This is a genomic window from Micromonospora sp. NPDC048947 (assembly GCF_040649495.1).
Classification (GTDB): domain Bacteria; phylum Actinomycetota; class Actinomycetes; order Mycobacteriales; family Micromonosporaceae; genus Micromonospora; species Micromonospora alfalfae.
The window spans coordinates 204021-224013 of record NZ_JBEZFO010000001.1; the positions used below are offsets into that span (position 1 = coordinate 204021).

Annotated in this window: 14 protein-coding genes; 1 reads left to right on the forward strand and 13 read right to left on the reverse strand. The window is 71.5% G+C overall.

The annotated features are described in order from the left end of the window. Nucleotides 1-148: 148 nt before the first annotated feature. The 12 genes from AB0B98_RS00935 to AB0B98_RS00990 all read right to left on the reverse strand — a co-directional run bounded on the left by AB0B98_RS00935 (nt 149) and on the right by AB0B98_RS00990 (nt 16470). Nucleotides 149-3793, reverse strand: coding sequence for a hypothetical protein (locus AB0B98_RS00935; RefSeq protein ID WP_357359712.1), 3645 nt, complete (start codon nt 3791-3793; stop codon nt 149-151). Nucleotides 3794-4352: 559 nt separating this feature from the next. Then, nucleotides 4353-4817, reverse strand: coding sequence for a MaoC family dehydratase (locus tag AB0B98_RS00940; protein ID WP_357359714.1), 465 nt, complete (start codon nt 4815-4817; stop codon nt 4353-4355). Nucleotides 4818-4837: 20 nt separating this feature from the next. After that, on the reverse strand, nt 4838-5986 hold the full coding sequence (locus tag AB0B98_RS00945; protein ID WP_357359716.1) for an acyl-CoA dehydrogenase family protein: 1149 nt from the start codon (nt 5984-5986) through the stop codon (nt 4838-4840). A gap of 46 nt (nt 5987-6032) precedes the next feature. Next, nucleotides 6033-8840 carry an AAA family ATPase gene (locus AB0B98_RS00950; protein WP_357359718.1) on the reverse strand — a complete coding sequence of 936 codons (2808 nt, stop codon included), beginning with the start codon at nt 8838-8840 and terminating at the stop codon, nt 6033-6035. Between the two features lie 82 nt (nt 8841-8922). After that, on the reverse strand, nt 8923-9534 hold the full coding sequence (locus tag AB0B98_RS00955) for a TetR/AcrR family transcriptional regulator (protein WP_357359720.1): 612 nt from the start codon (nt 9532-9534) through the stop codon (nt 8923-8925). A 94-nt stretch (nt 9535-9628) separates the two neighbouring features. Then, a complete protein-coding gene (locus AB0B98_RS00960) occupies nt 9629-10396 on the reverse strand; it encodes an SDR family oxidoreductase (RefSeq protein WP_357359722.1) in 768 nt (255 codons plus the stop codon). A 145-nt stretch (nt 10397-10541) separates the two neighbouring features. After that, a complete protein-coding gene (locus AB0B98_RS00965; protein ID WP_357359724.1) occupies nt 10542-11828 on the reverse strand; it encodes an ABC transporter substrate-binding protein in 1287 nt (428 codons plus the stop codon). 83 nt (nt 11829-11911) lie between these two features. Then, a complete protein-coding gene (locus AB0B98_RS00970; protein WP_357359726.1) occupies nt 11912-13024 on the reverse strand; it encodes a branched-chain amino acid ABC transporter permease in 1113 nt (370 codons plus the stop codon). Then, nucleotides 13021-13899 (reverse strand): branched-chain amino acid ABC transporter permease, encoded by an 879-nt coding sequence (locus AB0B98_RS00975; protein ID WP_091399163.1) that lies wholly within the window; start codon nt 13897-13899, stop codon nt 13021-13023. Before AB0B98_RS00975 ends, AB0B98_RS00970 begins: the two co-directional genes overlap by 4 nt. A gap of 30 nt (nt 13900-13929) precedes the next feature. Continuing rightward, nucleotides 13930-14652 (reverse strand): ABC transporter ATP-binding protein, encoded by a 723-nt coding sequence (locus tag AB0B98_RS00980; RefSeq protein WP_357359728.1) that lies wholly within the window; start codon nt 14650-14652, stop codon nt 13930-13932. Next, nucleotides 14649-15434: an ATP-binding cassette domain-containing protein gene (locus tag AB0B98_RS00985; protein ID WP_238669444.1), complete on the reverse strand. Its 786-nt coding sequence runs from the start codon at nt 15432-15434 to the stop codon at nt 14649-14651. Before AB0B98_RS00985 ends, AB0B98_RS00980 begins: the two co-directional genes overlap by 4 nt. Before the next feature lie 136 nt (nt 15435-15570). Next, nucleotides 15571-16470, reverse strand: coding sequence for an alpha/beta hydrolase (locus AB0B98_RS00990; RefSeq protein ID WP_357359730.1), 900 nt, complete (start codon nt 16468-16470; stop codon nt 15571-15573). Between the two features lie 184 nt (nt 16471-16654). On the opposite strand from AB0B98_RS00990, the gene AB0B98_RS00995 reads away from it, so the two are divergent. Continuing rightward, nucleotides 16655-18916 carry a catalase gene (locus AB0B98_RS00995; RefSeq protein ID WP_357359732.1) on the forward strand — a complete coding sequence of 754 codons (2262 nt, stop codon included), beginning with the start codon at nt 16655-16657 and terminating at the stop codon, nt 18914-18916. Nucleotides 18917-18989: 73 nt separating this feature from the next. On the opposite strand, the gene AB0B98_RS01000 is transcribed toward AB0B98_RS00995, so the two are convergent. Beyond that, nucleotides 18990-19862 carry an LLM class F420-dependent oxidoreductase gene (locus AB0B98_RS01000; protein WP_357359734.1) on the reverse strand — a complete coding sequence of 291 codons (873 nt, stop codon included), beginning with the start codon at nt 19860-19862 and terminating at the stop codon, nt 18990-18992. Nucleotides 19863-19993: the final 131 nt, after the last annotated feature.

The following is a 19993-nucleotide window of genomic DNA, read 5'->3' on the forward strand; positions in this document are numbered from 1 at the left end:
CCGCCGGGTTTCCCCCCCCCGGCCCCGCGCGTGGGGGGCCCTTCCCCCCCGCGCGGGGGGGGGCGGGGCGGGGGGCCCCGCCCCCGCCCCCGGCATCCGCTCGTCGACGAGACCCCGCGTCGGGCGTCAACGCCGTGAACGGTGGCCCTCACGGCTCCATCAGGTTCTGGACCGGAACACACGCACGGCAGGGCCAGACGCGTACGGTGCCGTCGTCATGCGTCGAGACGAGCCGCTCGCCGTCCGGGCTGAAGTCGACGGTCTCCACGGAGGCGCCGAATCCCCCGAAGGTCACTGACTGCGCGGCCTCCGAAGCGCGCCACAGCCGAGCGGTGCCGTCCTTTCCAGAGCTGAGCACCCACTGCCCATCCGGGCTGAACGACACGTGCCAGACGGGACCCTCGTGCCCTCGCAACACGATCGGCGCGCTGCCGCCCGCGACGGAGTGGATCTGCACGGTGCCGTCGAAGCCGGCACTGGCGACCCGCTGTCCGTCCGGGCTGAACGCCACGGCCCACACCAGTCCCTCGTGACCGGGAAGTAGTAGTGGTTCGGCAGTGCCGAGAGCGTCCCAGATCCGTAGGGTGCCCTCCGCGCCGGCTGTGGCGACCTTCGTGCCGTCCGGACTGAAGGCGGCGTACCGGATCTCCTCGGCGACCCGATGGACTACCGGGGCACTCTGACCGCTGAGGTCCCAGATTCGCAGGCTCCGGTCGTTGCTGACGCTGGCCAGGCGGCGGCCATCAGGGCTGAAGTCAGCGGTCCACGCCTGCTTCTCGTGCCCCCGAAGCACCACCGGATCGTGTCTGCCGGCGAGGTCCCAGACCCGTACGCTGCCGTCGCGGCCGCCGGTGGCCACACTCGTCCCGTCCGAACTCACAGTGAGACCGTAGACGTCGCCGTCGTGGCTGCCGAGCACCCGAGGCTCGGCGGGTGCGGCCAGTTCCCAGACCCGCACCGTGCCGTCCTCGCCGCCGCTGACCACCCGCTGCCCGTCCGGGGTGAACGCGGCGGACCAGGTGGCCTTCTTGTGGCCCCGCAGGATCAGACGATCGCTGCCCGGGTCCCAGATCCGTAACGTGCCATCATCGGCGGCGCTCACCAACCGGGATCCATCCCTGCTGAACGCCAACGCCCAGACCCGGTTGGTGTGGCCGCGCAGCACCAACGGGTCACCGGCGCCGTTGACGTTCCAGATCCGTACGGTCAGATCGTCACTGGTGGTCGCGACCCACTGCTCGTCCGGGCTCAGCGCGAGCCCTTCCACGGTGCCCTCATGCCCGCGCAACACCACCGGGGCCTCCGGCCCGGTCAGCGGCCACACCCAGGCCGTACCGTCGGCGCTGGAGCAGGCCAGGCGGGTGCTGTCCTGGCTGAACACCAGTGTCCTGGTGGCCTCGCGTGGCCCGGTGAGAATCGTTCTGGTGGATCGCGTGGCCAGGTCCCAGAGTCGAACCGTCGCGTCGTGGCCGCTGCTGGCCAACTGGCGCCCGTCAGGGCTGAAGGCCACACCGACCGCTACCTTCCTGTGCCCACGCAGCACCACCGGTGGGTAGCCGCCGCGGGCATCCCAGACCCGAACGGTGGTGTCCTCGCCAGCACTGGCGACCAACCGTCCGTCGGGGCTGAAGGCCGCTCCCCAGACCGGGCCCTCGTGCCCGCGTAAAACGATGGGACCGGCGGTTCCATCGACCTGCCAGATCCGGACGGTGCCGTCCGACCCGGCGGTGACCAGTCGCTTCCCGTCCGGGCTGAACATCGGGCTCCAGACCTGTCCCTCGGGTCCGCCGGTGAGAGCCAGGCCCGGTCCGGAGATGCCGTGCCCGGCCCAGGTCCACACCCGCACCTCGCCGTCGGTCCCGGTGGCCGCCACCCGCCCTCCGTCCGGACTGAACGCCACCCCCAATGCCTTCTTGCCGTTCATCGGCACAATCGCCTGCAGTCGGTCATCGGCGGCGGCCTGGCGCAGCACCATCTCCGCACCGACGGTCGGGCGTGTGGTCAGAGCACGTTGGGCGAGGCGCTGCGCCTGCTGTGGATCGATCTGCAGTTGGTTGTTGGCCTCGACCGTCAGCTGCCGCGAAACAGCGAGGTCTCGTTCGGCGGCCGCCCTGTTCGCCTGCACCAGTGCCACTGCGGCGAGGACGCTCACCACGACAACGGTCGCCGCGAGCGCGGTCAACGCCACGCTGGTCCGCCGCCGTCGGGCTGCCCGGCGCCGGCTCTCTCGGGCACGGCTGGTCTCCAGAAAGTCCCGTTCCAGGTCACTGAGGTCCATCACCTGGTGCGTTCCCCAGAGCGCCAACTGGACCCCCCGATACAGGAATCCGTCCACGCGGTCATGCCGATCCCACTCGGCGGCAGCCCCCGTCAGCCTGCGATGGGAGCGCAGCAGCTCCCGATCTTCGGTCAGCCAGCGACGCAGCCGGGGCCACTCCTGGATCAGGGCCTCGTGGGCCACCATGACGCCCTTCTCATCGGCCGTGACCAACCGCGCGGCCGTCAACCTGCCCAGCACCTCAGCCGCGGCCAACGGGTCCGACCCACCCACCAACTCGGCGAGGGGCGCTCGACGTCGGGTGTCCTCGGTGCCGTCACCGAGGGCGGTCAGGCGCAGGAAGATGTCCCGTGCCAGCCCTCGCTGCCTTTCGTCGAACTGCGCGTACACCCCCTCGGCGGTACGCGTGATGGCGCCGTTCACGCCGCCTGATTCGCGGTAGTGGGCCAGTGTGATCCGTTTACCCTGCCGCAGGCGCGACGTCTCCAACAGCGCGTGGGACAGCAGCGGCAGCGCGCTCGTCTGACCGCCGACGTCTGCCACTGCCATCTCCACCAATGCCGGATCGACGAGCAACCCGGCGCGCTCGGCGGGGCCGGTGATCGTCCGACGCAGATCCTCATCGTCCATCGGGCCGATCAACAGCTGGTGCTCGTGGAGAGCGGCCACCAGGGCCGGATAGGCGGCACACCGACCATAGAAGTCGGCTCGCACTCCCAGCACCACGCGGACCCTGGGGACCTCCGTCGCGGCGAGCAGCGCGGCAATGAACGCCGAACGCTCCTGCTCGTCGCGGCAGAGCGTGAAGAGCTCCTCGAACTGGTCCACCACGATGAGCATGTTCGCGACCGATGGACGGGCGCCAAGAATCTGTTCGATCGTTCCACGAATGCTGGCCGGGTCATCGGCCAGGTGGCGCTGGACCGTGTCACGGGCCAGGTCGTGTTCATTGGCGAGCTGGAACGCGAACTCCTCGATGGGATGGTCGCCGGGCGTCATCAGCAGTGACGCCCAGGTCGGCAGACCCTTCACCGGATTATCGACCACAGCCGCTATCAGACCCGCTCGTAGCAGGGATGACTTGCCCGCACCGGACGGGGCGAAAACCGCGACGAACCGGAGACGGGTGAGCATTGCACAGAGCTGGGTCACCAGACGCTCGCGTCCGAAGAACCATTCTGAGTCTTCCGGCTGGAACGCTGCCATTCCCCAGTACGGTCCGCGGTTGAGCGCCGCCGTCTCGGCGGACGTCACGCCTGCGATCAGGCTGTGCCACCGTTCGGTCCATTCGGTCGGATCGCCGCCACACGCGGCCACGTACGCCAGTGTCACCTGAAGGCTTGGCACGGTCTCGCCGCTGGCCGCCTTCGCCAGCGTGGTCACCGAGAAGTGCGCACGTCTGGCCAGTTGGCGGTACGTCGGCGACCCGGCCTTTGTCCGCAGCTGACGCAGGTCGAGTGCGAACCGTTCCAGCTCGCCTGCCTCCGGGTCGAGCGGCCGCTCGGGTCTTCCCACGTTGTCCCCCGTCACAGAGTTGTTTGTCAGCCTGGCGACATGATTGGCAAACAATCCATTGGCGACTATATCTAGTTCCGTGAACGCCGATCGGCGAGTGTCGGATAGCAGCCACAGCCCGACCAGGGCGCACGGCCCCGATTGACGACCCAACACGATCGGCGACACCGAGGAGGACTGGAAGGGGTGTGTGATGCGCGCCAGAAACGGCATCAGCGCTGTTACCCGTAGCACCGATGGCCGTTCTGGATACGGGGGGCGTCACGCAATCCCCGAATTGAAGAGGGGGTATTCGTTTTCGAGTTCGCTACCGAGGAAAGTCCATTGCTGAAGCGTCAGCATTCCCGGAGGGTGGACGAGAACGTCCCCGCCACTGCGGCTTCCGGAATCTGCCTTCCGGCCTCAACAACAACACGAGTCAGTAAGGAACCAGAGCGCGGCGTAGGCGATGGGGCGGCGACGGAGTCCGTCGCCGCCCCATCAACCTGCGGAGGTGCTCAGGAGGCAGTGCGGGAACGCGCCATCGGGCGACTCCGGCGCCTCGGCCAGCTCTGGGCGGTCACCGCTCCACGGCGCGGTAGAGCCGGCTCACGGTTTCGGCCACGCAGACGGGCTTGCCGCCGCTGTCGCTCTCCACTGTGACCGTCACGACCAGCTGCACACCGCCGCTCACCGGCGACACGTCGACGATGGTGGCGGTGGCGCGTACGGCGGCGCCGACCCGCAGCGGCGCGGGGAAGCGCACCCGGTTCAGCCCGTAGTTGACGCCCATCGCCACCCCCTCGACCCGGTAGAGCCCGCCCGCCAGGGCTGGCAACAGCGACAGGGTGAGGTACCCGTGGGCGATCGTCCCGCCGAACGGCCCCGCCGCGGCTCGGACCGGGTCGAGGTGGATCCACTGGTGGTCGTCCGTGGCGTCGGCGAAGAGGTCGACGCGGCTCTGCTCGATGCGCTGCCACGGACCGGGCCCGAGGCTCTCGCCGGTCGCGGCGGCCAACTCCTCGACGGAGGTGAAGACTCTCATGCCGGATCTCCCTACAGCTGTTAGAAGGCGTTGACGCCGGTGAGCGCGCGTCCGATGAGGAGTTGCTGAATTTGACTGGTGCCCTCGTAGAGCGTTGCCACCCTGGCGTCGCGCAGATACTTGCCGACCGGATACTCGTCGATGTAGCCGTACCCGCCGAAGACCTGGACCGCGTTGTTGGCCGCGCGGACGGCGGCCTCACTGGCGAAGAGCTTGGCCGTCGACGCCTCGGTGGCGAACGGCTGGTCGCGGTCGATCAGGTCGGCCACCTGCCACACCAGCAGCCGGGCGGCGGCCGTGTCGACAGCGATGGCGGCGAGCAGTTGTTGGACGAGCTGGTGTGCGGCGATCGGCTTGCCGAACTGGGTGCGCTGCCCGGCGTAACCAACCGCCGCGTCGAGGCAACCCTGGGCGATGCCGACACAGCCGGCGGCCACCGACATCCGCCCCTTGGCGAGGGTGGCCAGGGCCAGCCGGAACCCGGCGCCCTCGGCACCGAGGCGGGCCGTGTCCGGCACGCGTACCTCGTCGAAGCCCAGCTCGCCGGTGGCCTGACCGCGTAGGCCGAGCTTGCCGTGGATCTCCCGCCGGGTCAGCCCCGGGCTGTCGGTGGGCACCAGGAACGCGGTGATTCCGCGGTGCCCGGGGCCGCCGGTGCGGGCGAAGACCAGCGCGACGTCGGCGGTGGTGCCGTTGGTGATGAACATCTTGGTGCCGGTGAGCAGCCAGTCGGTGCCGTCGCGGACCGCGCGGGTGCGCAGTGCGGCCGCGTCCGAGCCGCTGTCCGGCTCGGTCAGCGCGAAGCAGCCGAGTGCGCTGCCGGCGCAGAGCTTCGGCAACCACTCGGCCCGCTGTTCCGCGCTCCCGTGCGCGGCGATCGACTTGGCGACCAGGCCGAGGGAGACCGAGACGATGCCGCGCACCGCCGAGTCGCCCCGGCCCAGTTCCTCCAGGACCAGGCAGTACGCGAGGTGGTCGCCGCCGGAACCGCCGTCGGTCTCGGCGATGGTCAGCCCGAGGAAGCCCAGGTCACCGAGCATGCCGACGATGGCGGGGTCGACCGATTCGCGGCGGTCCCAGACGGCCGCGTGCGGCAGCAGCTCGCGGTCGGCGAACTCGGCGGCCAGCTGGCGGACCGCCGCCTGCTCGGCGGAGAGGGTGAGGTCCATGACGCTCAAACTAGCGGTGATAGTTAAACGCGTCCAGACCGGACGTTCACCGGTCGGAGGCCAGACCGACGTGCCGTTCGGCGGTGAACGCGCGGGCCAGTTCGGTCCGCGAACGGATGCCCAGCCGGTGGAACACGTTGCGCAGGTGGTGATCCACGGTGCGGGTGGAGAGGAACATCCGGGCGGCGATCTCCCGGTTGGTGGCGCCCTCGGCGACCAACTCGGCGATCCGCAGTTGCTGGCCGGTCAACAACCGCGCCGCGGGCAGGTCCGGCGGACCGATCGACTCCCCGGCCGCCCGCAGCTCCGTGGTGGCCTGCTCGGCCCAGCACTCCACCCCGAGCAGGCTGAACATCTCGCGGGCCTGGTGCAGGTGCGTCCGCGCGTCGCGAGGGCGTCGACTGCGGCGCAGCTCCTGACCGAAGAGCAGTTCGGTGCGGGCCCGCTCGAACGTGCCGGCCTCGGTCGGGTGCAGACGCAGCGCCGCCTGGAAGTCCCGTTCCGCCTCAGGGCCGCCCCGAGGAGCGAGCAGTGCGTGACACCGCGCGGACAGGGCCCGGCGCAACGGGCTCGCGGTGCTGCTGGCCCACCTGTCGAACGCGGCGAGCGCGGCCGTCGCCGCCGGCCGGTGCGCCAGGTGCGCCGCCGCCTCCACCAGGTACGGGGTGGCCATCACCTGCACGAGGACCTGACCTCGGCGCGTGCCGAGCCGAGCCAGCGACGCCAGCCGCTCCGCCGCCTCGGCGTGCCGGCCGTCAACCAGGTCGAGCACCGCCAGGGCCCACGCGGCGAGCGCATGCGGGCGGCTGCCCGGCGTCGGCGACTCGCCGATCTCGCGGATCCGCCGCAGGCTGGTCTCCCGATCGGCCCGGATCGCGGCGAGGACGGCGAGCATGCCCAGATGGACGTTGGCGCAGTTGACCTGCCCGGTGGCCCGAGCCACGCGCAGCCCGTCGCGGGAGGTCTCCGCCGCCGCCTCGTGCCGACCCAGCCAGTACTCGGCGACCGCCCGCAGCTCCAACGCCCGCGGCAGCATGGACAACTCACCCCGTTCCCGGGCCAGCTCGACGGCGCGTTCGGCGAGCCGGTGGGCCGCGCCGTCCACTGCCACCAGCAGTCCGGCCGCCGCGGCGCAGCTGAGCGCGGTGGGGGTCAACGCCCAACCGGTCAGCCGGTCGCCCAGCACCACGGCGCGGCGCAGCGCGGGCCCGGCTCGCTCGTGGTCGCCCCGCAGGGTCGCCGCCACCCCGGCGACCAGACAGTCCATGACCTCGATGGCCGGTGGGTCGTCCGGTCGCCGCAACGCCAGCGCCCGCCGGCCGATCTCGGCGTACCGGTACTGGTCGCCGGTGAAGCAGACCGCCTCCCCGGCCCGCACCAGCCCGGTCAACGCCAGGGCACGGTCGGTGCCGTCCACCGCCGCGGCGGAGGCCAGCAGCGTGGCCGACGCACTCATCGCGGTGCCGCAGCGCAGCTCCAGTTCACCGCGGAGCAGATCGGCGCGGCCTCGAACGACCGGGTCGACGCACACCGCGCGGAGGCGGTCGAGCAGCAGCCGGGCCTCGTCGGGTTGTCCCCCGGCCCAGGCGTACCGGGCTGCGGTCAGCAGGCGGGTGGCGGTCAGCCTCGGCTGGTCGCTCAGTTCGGCGGCCCACCGCAGGGCCACCGAGGCGGCGACCCAGCCGTCGGATCCGCCGACCGCCGCCTGTTCCAGCTCGGCGGCGAGGGTCGGATCGGCACCGGCGGTCGCGGCGGCGAGGTGCATCGCCCGGCGGAGCCGCTGCCCGTCCGCGACCAGCACCTCGGCGAGCAGTCGGTGCGCCGCGCGGCGCTCCGCGAGCGGCGCGCTGGCCGCGATCATCATGCGCACCAGCGGCTGCGGAAACGTGACGCCGCGCTGCTCGACGCGGACCAGGCCGGCGACCTCCGCCGGGGCGAGCGCCTCGACCTCAGCGCCGGCGGCAGCCGTGGCCCGGATCAGGGTGCCCGGCTCGCCGTCCTCATCGAGCGCTGCGAGCAACAGCACCCGCCGGGTCTCCGGGGGCAGCCGGTCCAGCCGGGCACGGTACGCGCGACCCAGCGCTCCGTCCGCCGGTGGCGCGGCGGGCAGCGACTCCTCCCCCCGCCACTGCCCCGCGGTGAGCACCTCGGCGAGGTCCACAAGGGCCTGCGGGTTGCCGCCGCCGATCGCGGCCAAGGCGGTCACTGCCGACGCGGCTGGCCGGTCGGGGAGCCGGTTGACGCCCTCGCGTTCGGTCAGCCGATCGAGTCGATCGGTGAGGACGGCGCGGCTCTCGTGCTCGCTCAGCGCGCGCAGTCGGTGCGCCGGTATCCCGTCGAGGTTGGCGGTGACGTCCGCGGTGAGCAGGACGGCGAGCGGCAGGTGCCGCAGTCGGCGGGCCACGAACGCCAGCACCTGCGCGGTCTGCGGGTCACCCCGGTCGATGTCGTCCATGGTGGCGAGCAGCGGCCGGTCCCGGGCGGCGGCGGCGAGCAGCCCGAGCACCGCCATCGACAGGGTCAAGCGCCGGTCGGCCGGGCAGCTCTCCCCGGCCAGTGCGCGCCGCAGCAGTTGGCGCTGCTCACCGGGGAGCGCGGCGGCCCGGTCGAGCACCGGGTCGACAAGACGTTGCAGGCCGGCGTACGGCAGGGCGGCCTCCTCGGCGAGCCCGCTGCCGGCCAGCACGGTGCAGCCACCCTCGGCGTGCCGGTGGGCGTAGCCGATCAGCGCAGTCCGGCCCGATCCGGGCTCTCCGCGCAACAGCAGGGCACCGCCGGCGTTGGTCATGCCGTCGAGCAGGCTCCGGACAGCCCGGCACTCGTCGTCCCGGCCACGCAGCACGGTTAGTTGCACTCTTGATGCAGTAACCACGCCTGCCAGTGTTACCCATCGGAAACCGAATGGAAAGAGGGGGCGATATCGGGCCGGGCCGGAATCAGTCGGGCGCGACCTCGGCCAGCAGGGCGCCCACGGTCCGGGACATCACCGCGCGGGCCTGGTCGACGCCGAGATCGAGCCCGTAGCGCAGCATCGACCAGGCCTGCCACGTGCTCGCCGCCACCAGGGCGTTGAGCAACTGCTCCCGGCCCGGCCCGGCCTCGGCCAGTTCGACGGCGAAGAGCTCCTCGATCTCGTCGCGGACCCGTTCGATGTGCTTGAGTTTGTTGCGGTGCAGCTGCTCGGAGACCGGCTCACGCATCTGGGCGGCCCGCGCCGACGGCGCGATGAGCTGGAGCAGCCGGGCCCGCTGTCGGCAGTACGCGTCGACCCGCTTCGTCAACGGCAGCCCGGTCGAGATCGGCCGGTAGGCGGCGTCCTGCTGACGGAGCACCTCCGCGCCGCTGGCCTCGAAGAGGGTCTCCATGTCCTTGAAGTTGGTCCAGAGGGTGCGCAACGAGATCCCGGCCCGTTCGGCGATGCGTTCCCCGGTCGGGCGGAGGTCACCCTCGGAGATGAGCGCGAGGTGCGCCTCGACGATGGCCGCGCGGGTCCGCTCGGCGCGGGCGGTGCGCCCGTCGACCCGGCCCGCCACATCGACCCCGTCCATCCGCCCCCGCCCCCTCACCGCCATGGCGTCCCCCGACGCACCGCCGAGTCTAGACAGCCGTTGATCAGCGGCTCCGGACGCTCCGCCGACGTCGTCATCCGGCCCGGCCGGTCAGCGAGACGCCACCGTCGCAGACGATGGTCTGCCCGGTGATCCAACTGGCGTCGTGGGAGGCCAGGAAGGCGACAGCGCCGGCCACGTCCGATGGCAGACCGAGGCGTCCGAGCGGGTACCGCGCGGCGACCTCGGCCTCCCGCCCGTCGTAGAGGGCGGCGGCGAAGCGGGTCTTCACCACGCCGGGGGCGACCGCGTTGACCCGTACCGTCGGCCCCAGCTCCACGGCGAGGCTGGCGGTGAGGTGGTTGAGCGCGGCCTTGCTCACCCCGTAGCAGGCGATGCCGGGGGACGGGCCCAGCCCGGCGATCGACGAGACGTTGACGACGCAGCCGCCGCGCTCGGTCATGCCGGCGGCGCAGACCTCCTGCACCCAGCCGAGCGCGGCGACCACGTTCACGTCGAGGATCTTGCGGGCCGCAGCCAGGTCCAGCTCGACCAGCGGGCCGTGCACCGGGTTGATGCCGGTGTTGTTGACCAGCAGATCCACCGGGCCGAACGCCGCGCTCACCTGGCGCACCGCGGCGGCCCGGTGCTCGGGATCGTCGGCCCGGCCCGGCACCGCAAGGGCGTGCGCCGGACCGCCCAGGGTGGCGACCGCCTCGGCCAGCCCTTCCGGGCGGCGGGCGGTCAGACCCACCCGCGCGCCCTCGGCGACGAGGCGTTGGGCGATGGCCAGACCGATCCCCCGACTGGCGCCGGTGACGATGGCGACCCGGCCCGCGAGTCGGTCCGAATATGCATTCACGGTGCAGATAGTAGGAGCGTCGATCGGTATCGGTCAACGCCTCCGGCGACCGGTCGGCAGGCCGAGCCGACAGCACGCGCGCAGTCGTCCGACCGGGCGTGGTCGGGCGGAACCACGCCCGGTCGGACGTCGGGGCTGCGGGGCCTCAGGAGACGGTCGGCACCCCGTTCGCCGGCGGCGCGGCCGGGGTGGCGGTGTACTCGTTGACCGACCCGTCCGCCTCGTCCGTCTCGTACGCCGGCCCGAAGTAGCTCTGCACTCCCCCACTCACCCGGCTCAACCGCTGGCCGCCGTACCCGGAGTGGTCCTTCGCGGAGAAGCGCAGCGGCACCAGCCCGGGGCCCTGGAAGCCGCCCTTCTGCACTGCCTCCAGCACCTTCTCCCGGGTCAGGTCCTTGCCGGCGGCGAGCAGCACCTGCACGAAGAGGTAGCCGACCGACATGCCGTAGACGGTGTTGCCGTCGAACGGCGCGTCGCCGTTGTGCTCCTTGTTGACCTTCGTGAAGAGCTGGATCCACGGGTTCGCTGTGTCGTTCTGCATCGGCAGGTAGTTGGTGCCGACCATGCCCTCCAGCAGCGGCGCGGCGGCGCCGAGCTGCTTGGCCAGTGTCGGGTGGTCGGCGCCGACGTTGGAGACCAGCCACTGCGGCTTGAAGCCCAGCCGCGCCGCGGTGCCGATGGAGAGCGCGGTGAAGCCGGGCACTGTGGCCAGCACGACGACCTGGCAACCGGCCGCCTTGAACGCGCCGATCTGCGGCGCCACGTTGGTGTTGCTGGTGACGTACGTCTGCTTGACCGCCACGGCCGTGGCGCCGAGGACCTTCTCCACGCCGGCCAGGCTGTCCCGCCCGAAGTCGTCGTCCTGACCGAGGAAGCAGACCTTCTGCCCGGCCAGGTCCCGCTTCGCGTAGTTAGCGAGGATCTTGCCTTCGACCGTGTAGTCCGGGTTGAACCCGAACGTGCCCGGATACTTGTCCGGCTGGTCCCAGCTGCGGCTGCCGGAGGCGACGAACAGGTCTGGCACCCGGTTGCTCTTGAGGAAGTCGAGCACACCGGTGTGCGTCGGCGTACCCAGGCCGTTGAGGACGGCGAAGACCTTGTCCTGGAGGACGAGCTGACGGACCACCTGCTGGGTGTTCGCCGGGTTGTAGCCGTCGTCCATGATCTTGTAGGTGATCTTGCGGCCGTGCACTCCGCCGTTGGCGTTGACGTAGTCGAAGTACGCCTTCGTCGCCGGGGCGATCTTCGAGTAGCCGGCCGAGGCCGGCCCGGTCAGCGGCATGTGGGTGCCGACGACGATCTCGGTGGCGGTGACACCCGGCACCGACGCCCCGCCGGAGCCGGGTCCGTCGTCGCCGCTACAGCCGGCTGCGGTGATGAGCAGGGCAAGGGTGCTGGCGATCGCGAGGCCGCGATGCGCTTTACGGTGCATGGGAAACACCGACCTTTCTCGGTCCGGTTGTCGGGGAACGGTGTGGTGGTGGGGCGCCCGGCCGAGGCCGGACCGAGGACAGCTCAGGAACGCCGGGTCGGCCGCCTGGCCAGCAACGCCCGGCCGAGACGCGACAGCAGACCCTGCACACCGCCGGGGGCGGCGATCATGACGACGATCAGGGTGAGCCCGAAGATCGCCAGGGGAAGGTTGCCCTCCAGCCGCTGCGCCACAGCGGGCGAGAGCGTGAGCATCTCGGTCACCGAGTGGGTCAGATCGGGCAGGGCGACCAGCAGGACGGCTCCCCACAACGCGCCGGTCAGTCGACCCAGGCCACCGATCACCACTGCCATCAGCAGGAACAGCGACAGGGTCAGCGAGAACGCGCCGGGTGAGACGCTCTGCGCGAGCACCGCCAGCAGCGCGCCGCCGAGCCCGGCGGTGGCGGCGCTGACAACGAACGCGAGGACCTGGGTGCGGGCCACGTGGATGCCGGCCAGGCGGGCCGCCACCTCGTCGTCGCGGACCGCCCGGAAGGTACGCCCGTACCGGCTGCGGATCAGGTTCGCCAACAGCAGCAACGCGAGCAGGGTGGCCGCGCCGGTGACCCAGAGCTGCCACCGCTCGTACGGGAAGTACGGGCCGAGCGACAACGGCGGCGGCTCCACCGGCACCGACAGCCCCTGCTCGCCGTTGAACACGCCGTCGAAGGTGACCGCCAGCGCCGGCACCACCACGGCCACCGCGAGGGTGACCCCGGCCAGGTAGGGGCCGCGCAGCCGGGCCGCGGCCACACCGACCACCGCGCCGACCGCGACAGTGCAGACGACCGCCGCACCCAACGACAGCGGCAACAGCCAGCCGCCGGTCATCCCCCGGTCGGCGAACGCGGTCTGACAGAGCGCCACCGTGTACGCCCCGGTGGCCATCAACGCGCCGTGCCCGAGCGACAGTTGACCGTTGAGCCCGGTGAGGACGGTCAGCCCAGCCGTCGCGCAGAGGTAGGCGGCCACAGTGGCGAGCTGGAAGTTGCGGAACGGCTCGACGGAGTAGCTGACCGCCACCAACAGCAACCCGGCGGCCAGCACCACAGCGAGGTGACGCAGCAGTGTGGAGCCGCGTCGCCGGTCGACCGGTCGGCCGCCCCGGTCGTCCAGCTGCTCTCTCGGCGGCGATGCCGCCCTCGTGGCGCTCACACCCGCCTCGCCGCGACCGGGGCGAACAGCCCACCGGGCCGGACCAGCAGCACCGCCAGCAGCAGGACCAGCACCGCGAGCGGAGTGAGGTCACTGCCGGCGTAACCGCTGACGTAGGAGAGCAGCAGCCCCACCACGAGCCCACCGACCACCGCCCCCGGTGGACTGTCCAGCCCGCCGACCACCGCCGCGGTGAACGCCGAGACGAACACCAGGTCCATCGCGTGCGGGTGCAGGCCCAACTCGGTCGGCAGGACCAGCATGGCGGCCAGCGCGCCCACCCCGGAGGCGAGCGCCCAGCCGAGGGTCAGCATCCCACCGACGTTGACCCCGAGCAGCCGGGAGACCTCCGGAGCGAAGGCCGCCGCGCGCATCCGCAACCCCACCGGGGTACGCGCGAACATCCAGGCCAGGCCGCTGACCACCACGCCGATCGTGGCGAAGACGAACAGGTCGTACGGGGACAGCACGGCGACCCCGCCCACGGTGAGGGCGGACCGGCTGAACGGGGCCTCGGCCGGGCGGAACTCGCTGCCGTACACCATGCCCAGTACGGCCTGGATCAGCAGCACCAGCCCGAGCGCGACGATCACCGGGTTGAGCGGTGAGGCGTGATCGACGTGCCGCATCACCACGCGGTCCACCAGCGCGCCGAGCAGCAGGCCGGCGACGATCGCGACGACGAAACCCAGCCAGTAGGAACCGGTCGCGGTGCTGACCGTGTAGGCGACGTACGCGGCGGCGACGGCCATCGCTCCCTGGGCGAAGTTGACGACCCGCGCCGCCCGCCAGATGAGCACCAGGGCCAACGCGAACGCGGCGTACACCGCGCCCCGGGACAGGCCGTCGACGGTGAGGAACACGAAGCGGTCCAACAGTCCTCCCTTTGGGGGACGAGGTGGTGGTCAGAAACCGAGGTACGCGTGGCGCAGGTCGACGTCGTCGCGTAGCTGCACCGCCGGAGCGGCGATCACCACCCGACCGAGGGACATCACGACGCCCTGGTCGGCGACGGCGAGCGCGCTGCGCACGTTCTGCTCGACCAGCAGGACGGTCAGCCCGGTGCGGTCGCGCAGTTGGCGGAGCAGGGCCATGGTCCGGGCGACCACCCGTGGCGCAAGGCCGAGCGACGGCTCGTCCAGCAGCAGCAGGCGGGGTCTGCCGACCAGGGCCCGACCGAGCGCGAGCATCTGCCGCTCGCCGCCGGAGAGCTGGTGACCGAGGTGCCGGCGGCGTCGGGCCAGCGGCTCGAAGAGCTGGTAGACCTCGTCGAGGGCCCGCCCGGCGTCGGCGCGGTCGCGTCGCCACAGCCCGCCCAGCCGCAGGTTCTCGTCGACGGTCAGCTCGCTGATCACGCCCCGACCCTCCGGCACGTGCGCCATGCCGCGTCGGACGAGCTGCTCCACCGGCGTACCGCGAAGGTCTTCCCCGGCCAGCAGGACCTGGCCGGCGGCCGGGCGGATCATGCCGGAGAGCGCGCGCAGCAGAGTGGTCTTGCCGGCGCCGTTCGCGCCGACGACAGCGGCGATGGTGCCGGCCGGGACGGTGAGGTCGATGGCCCGCAACACGGGCGCGGCACCGTAACCGGCGACCAGCCCCCGCACGACGAGCAGGTCGGTCGCGCTCATGGGGATGCCTCCTCGACTGTGACACCGAGGTACGCGTCGGTGACCGCGGGGTCGTCGCGGATCTCGTCCGGGGTGCCGGCGGCGATGACCCGGCCGAAGTCGAGCACCACGAGTTCGTCACAGACGGCCATCACCAGGTCCATGTGGTGTTCGACCAGGAGCACGGCGCAGGGGGCGGTGTCCCGCCGGGGCAGTTGCCGGACCAGCTCCGCCAGCTCGGCGATGTCGTCCGCTCCGAGGCCACCGGCCGGCTCGTCGAGCAGGAGCAGCCGGGGCCGCGCAGCGAGCGCGCGGGCCAGGGCGACCCGCTGGCGTACGGCGAAGGGCAGTGTGGTCGGCGCGGCCCCGGCGTGCTCGGCGATGCCCAGCTCGTCGAGGATGGCGAGGGCGTCCCCGCGCAGCCGGCGCTCGTCGCGGTCGCTGGCCGGCAGCCCGAGCAGCGCCGGGACGAAGCCGGCACGGGCGGTGTGCGAAGCGCCGGTCATCACGTTCTCCAGCACGCTGAGCCCGGCGAAGAGTCCGGTGCCCTGGAGGGTCCGGGCGATGCCCAGCCGGGTCAGCCGGTGCGGCCGTGGCCGCAGCGGCCGGCCGTCGAGGGTGAGTGAGCCCGTCTCCGGTGCGACGAAGCCGCAGATCACGTTGAACAGCGTGGTCTTGCCGGCGCCGTTGGGCCCGATGACGCCCACCACCCGGTTGGGTGGCACCCGCACTGACACGTCGTCGAGGGCGGTGAGGCCGCCGAAACGGACGCCGATGTGGTGCAGTTCGAGGCCGCGCTCCATCACCCATCCCTCTGTCGTGGCGGGTGTTTATTTACACTCGCAGTGTACGTTTCTCGGGTTTGGCGTCAAGACCTTCAATGCCCCTTCGCGCACGCGGACGGGGCGGCCGCCAGCGGCGACCGCCCCGTGACCGCCGTCAGGCGCTGGGACAGGTGTTGCGGTACTCCTGGATCTGCGAGCCGCTCGGGCCGGGGCAGAGGAACTGCTCGTAGCGGGTGTCGTCGTCGACGAAGCGCTTCAACCAGGCCACCATCTGCCGCGCGGTCGGCGTGTTGGTGGTCTGCGGGAAGAAGTGGCTCGCCCCGTTCAACTCCAGGTACGCCTTCTCGGCGGAGGCCGGGATGCTGTTGTAGAACGGCACCGAGTGCGTCGCGACGGGCGCGACGCTGTCGCTCTCACCGCCAATGATCAGGGTGGGCACGCGCAGCTCGGACCAGCTCTTGTCGGTGTTCCACGGTGCGAGCGGCACAGCGGCCTGCAACGACGGCCGCGACGAGGCCGCCTCCAGGCTGCCGCCTCCACCCATGGAGTGCCCGGCAACAGCGAGTCGGCTGCTGTCGATCCGACTGCGCACCGAGCTGCGCTGGGTCAGGTAGTCCAGCGCGGCCAGCAACTGCCGGCCCCGGCTGTCCGGCTGGTCCAGTCGGGTGTTGGTCTCGATGCCGATCACCACGAACCCGTGCGAGGCGATGCGCGGTCCGAGCCAGCTGATGCTGGACCAGGCGGCCGTGTAACCGGGCGAGATGGCGATGGCGCCGAAGGTGCCCTCGCTGGTGCTGGTCGGGTAGTAGATGACGCCGCCGCCAAAGCCGGTGACGCTCAGCGAGGACACGCTCTGCGAGGCCGTCGCGAACGGGCCGCGGCTGGCCTCCAGGATCGCGGTGGTCGGGGCGGGGCCCCGCTCGTACGGGCCGGCGGCCTGGGCGGCGCCGGAGGATCCGGCCAGTACGCCGCCGGCGGCCAGGACGGCGGCCAACGCGAACCGGGTGGCACGGGCTGCGACGGAACGGGGACGGGTGGTGGTTGGTGAGGACACGTCGGGCACTCCCTAAAGTCGAGGGATATCGACGTGTGTCAGTTTTGGCTGCTTGGCCGATCCCGGCATCGGCGAAATCACCAGTCCCGGCGCAGGATGCCGAGATGAGTCGTGTTTCGACCCTCTGACCTGGGGTAGCAGGGCAGGCGCCGGCCCGCACACGCGCCATGGAGAGGTTCATTCAGTGGATTCCAGCAAGCCCGCCGAGGCGGTCAAGAACGTCGTGAAGACCGCCTCAGAAAAGATCACCGACGCCCTCACCCCGGACGTCCCCGGTGCGCCGGGGAGCGCGCCGCCGCCACTCGAGGAGCCGACGACGCCGCACGACCCGCTGCCGCCGAAGCCGGAACAGGGGGCACCGCAGACGCGCACGCCGACCGGCGCGGAGACCGGCGCGCCGACGATCGCCAACGGTCAGCAGGGGGCCTACCTCACGACCGCGAACGGGGCGCGGCTGCGCGACACCGACCACTCCCTCAAGGCCGGCCCGCGCGGCCCGGTGCTCCTCCAGGACCACCACCTACGCGAGAAGATCACGCACTTCGACCACGAACGCATTCCGGAGCGCGTGGTGCACGCCCGGGGCGCCGGCGCGCACGGGGTTTTCACCGCGTACGGCACCGCCGAGGCGGTCACCAGGGCCGGGTTCCTCAAGAAGGGGCGCGAGACCGACGTCTTCGTCAGGTTCTCCACCGTGCTCGGTTCGCGGGGTTCGGCCGACACGGTCCGCGACACCCGTGGCTTCGCCACGAAGTTCTACACCGACGAGGGCACCTTCGACCTGGTCGGCAACAACATGCCGGTCTTCTTCATCCAGGACGCGATCAAGTTCCCGGACATCATCCACGCCGGCAAGCCGCACCCCGACCGGGAGATCCCGCAGGCGCAGAGCGCCCACGACACCTTCTGGGACTTCGTGTCGCTGCACACCGAGGCGCAGCACCACACCATCTGGAACATGTCCGACCGGGGCATTCCGCGTTCGTACCGGACGATGGAGGGCTTCGGCGTGCACACCTTCCGCCTCGTCAACGAGGCCGGGGAGACGGTGCTGGCCAAGTTCCACTGGAAGCCGAAGCTGGGCGTGCACTCGCTGACCTGGGAGGAAGCCCAGCTGCTCGGCGGCATGGACCCGGACTTCCACCGCCGCGACCTCTACGACGCCATCGAGGCCGGCGCGTATCCCGAGTGGGAGCTGGGCATCCAGGTCTTCCCGGACACTCCCGAGGAGACCTTCGCCGGCATCGACCTGCTCGACCCGACGAAGATCGTGCCGGAGGAACTGGCCGAGGTGCAGCCCATCGGGAAGCTGGTGCTCAACCGGACGCCGACGAACTTCTTCGCCGAGACCGAACAGGTCGCCTTCCACCTCGGTCACCTGCCCCCGGGCATCGACGTCACCAACGACCCGCTGTTGCAGGGCCGACTCTTCTCGTACGTCGACACGCAGCTCACCCGCCTGGGCGGGCCGAACTTCACCCAGATCCCGATCAACCGCCCGCACGCCGCGGTGAACGACATGCTGCGTGACGGCTTCCACCAGCACGCCGTGCACGCAGGCGTCGCACCGTACCGACCGAACTCGCTCGACGGCGGCAACCCGTTCCCCGCCGGGGACGCCGAGCACGCCTTCGTCGACGTGCCGGTGACCGTGGCGCAGGCGCCGAAGGTACGCGCGAACCCCGCCTCGTTCGACGACCACTACAGCCAGGTCCGCCTGTTCTGGCTGAGCATGTCGCCGGTGGAGAAGGAACACATCATCAGGGCGTACACCTTCGAGCTGGGCAAGTGCTACCACCAGGCGATCAAGGAGCGTCAGCTGCAGAGCCTCGCCAACATCGACCCGGTGCTGTGCGAGCAGGTCGCCACCGGCCTGGGCCTGCCCGCGCCCCAGCCGACAGTGCCGCTTCCCGACGTCACGCCCAGCCCGGCGCTGTCGCAGGTCGGTCGGGAGTGGCCGAGTGACGGCCGAATGGTCGGGATCGTCGTCGACCCCGACGGCGACCTGGACGGCGTCGACGAGGTCCGCAGGGCCGTGTTCGACGCCGGGATGGTGCCGCTGCTGATCGCCCCGCACGGAGGCATGGTCGGCGACCTGCCGGTGCAGCGCACCTTCGCCACCGGCCGGTCGGTCGAGTTCGACGCGGTCCTGCTGGCCGGCGCGCCGGCACCCGCACCGGATGCCCTGCCCGCCCGCGACGCCAAGGCGGGCACGCCGGCCCCGACCACCGTGGACCCCCGCGTGCTGCTTCTCGTCGAGGAGTGCTGGCGGCACGCCAAGGCGATCGGCGCCTGGGGCTCCGGCGTCACAGTGCTGGAGCAGGCCGGCGTCGCCGGCACCCCGGGCGTCGTGGCGGCGGGCTCGGGCGCCGAGGCGCTGACCGCCGTGCAGCAGTTGATGGCCGCACACCGGGTCTGGGAACGGTTCCCCGCCGCGGTCGCCTGACCCAGGCACAGACGAGGGCCGTCCTCCGCACCACCGGGAGGACGGCCCTCGTCAGTGTCCTGGCGCTGTGGAATCAGCCGATGTCGGCCAACCGGGGCAGCACCTCGTCGCCGAGCCGCCGGGCGAACTCGACAGGGTCCCGATCCGGCGTCACCTGCACCTCGCGCACGCCGAGCGCCGCGTACTCGGACACCTCGGCGAGGAACGCGTCGGTGTCGTCCAGCGGCGCCTGGGAGGCGACCACGGTCTTCTCGATGGTGTCGTAGTCACGGCCCTCGGCGGCGCAGTGCCCGCGCAGCACATCCAGCTTGCGCGCGATGTCGTCGATGCCGCCGCGGCCGAACAGGTTGCAGGCGTCGGCGTACCGGGCCACCAGCAGCAGGGTCTTCTTCTCGCCGCCACCACCGATCATGATCGGGGGGCGCGGGCGGCTCAACGGCTGCGGCGAGTTGATGGTCTCGGCGAGCTGGTAGTGCTGCCCGTTGAACGGGCCGTCGTCGGCACTCCACATCTGAAGGCAGATGCGCAGCGTCTCCTCCAACCGCTCGAACCGCTCGGCCACCGGGACGACCGGCACGCCCAGCCCGAGCTGCTCCCGCTCGTACCAGGAGGCGCCGATGCCGAGGCGGGCCCGGCCGCCGGAGAGCACGTCGAGGGTCGTCACGGTCTTGGCGAGCAACCCCGGGTAGCGGTACATCACGCCGGTGACCAGCACGCCCAGCGTCATCCGTTGCGTCATGGCCGCGACGTAGCCCAGCGTGGTGTACGCCTCCAGCATCGGCTCCTCGGCCGCGAACACCGCGTCCATCTGGAAGAAGTGGTCCATCACCGTGAACGACGCGACGCCGGCCTGCTCGGCGACTGTCGCCGTCTGCGCCAGGGTCGGTGCGATCGCGGCCGGGTCGGCCGGAGTCGAGTAGTTCCAGTAGTGCAGCCCGAGCTTCATGTTTGCACCTCCGCAACGAGCCTAGTGCCGCCCGGCGTCTGCCGTGGGCGGCTCGGAACCGCCTACGAATCAGCTCCGGCGGCGTCCATTACCGGACCATGACAATTCGTGGATCACGCGCGGATATCCGG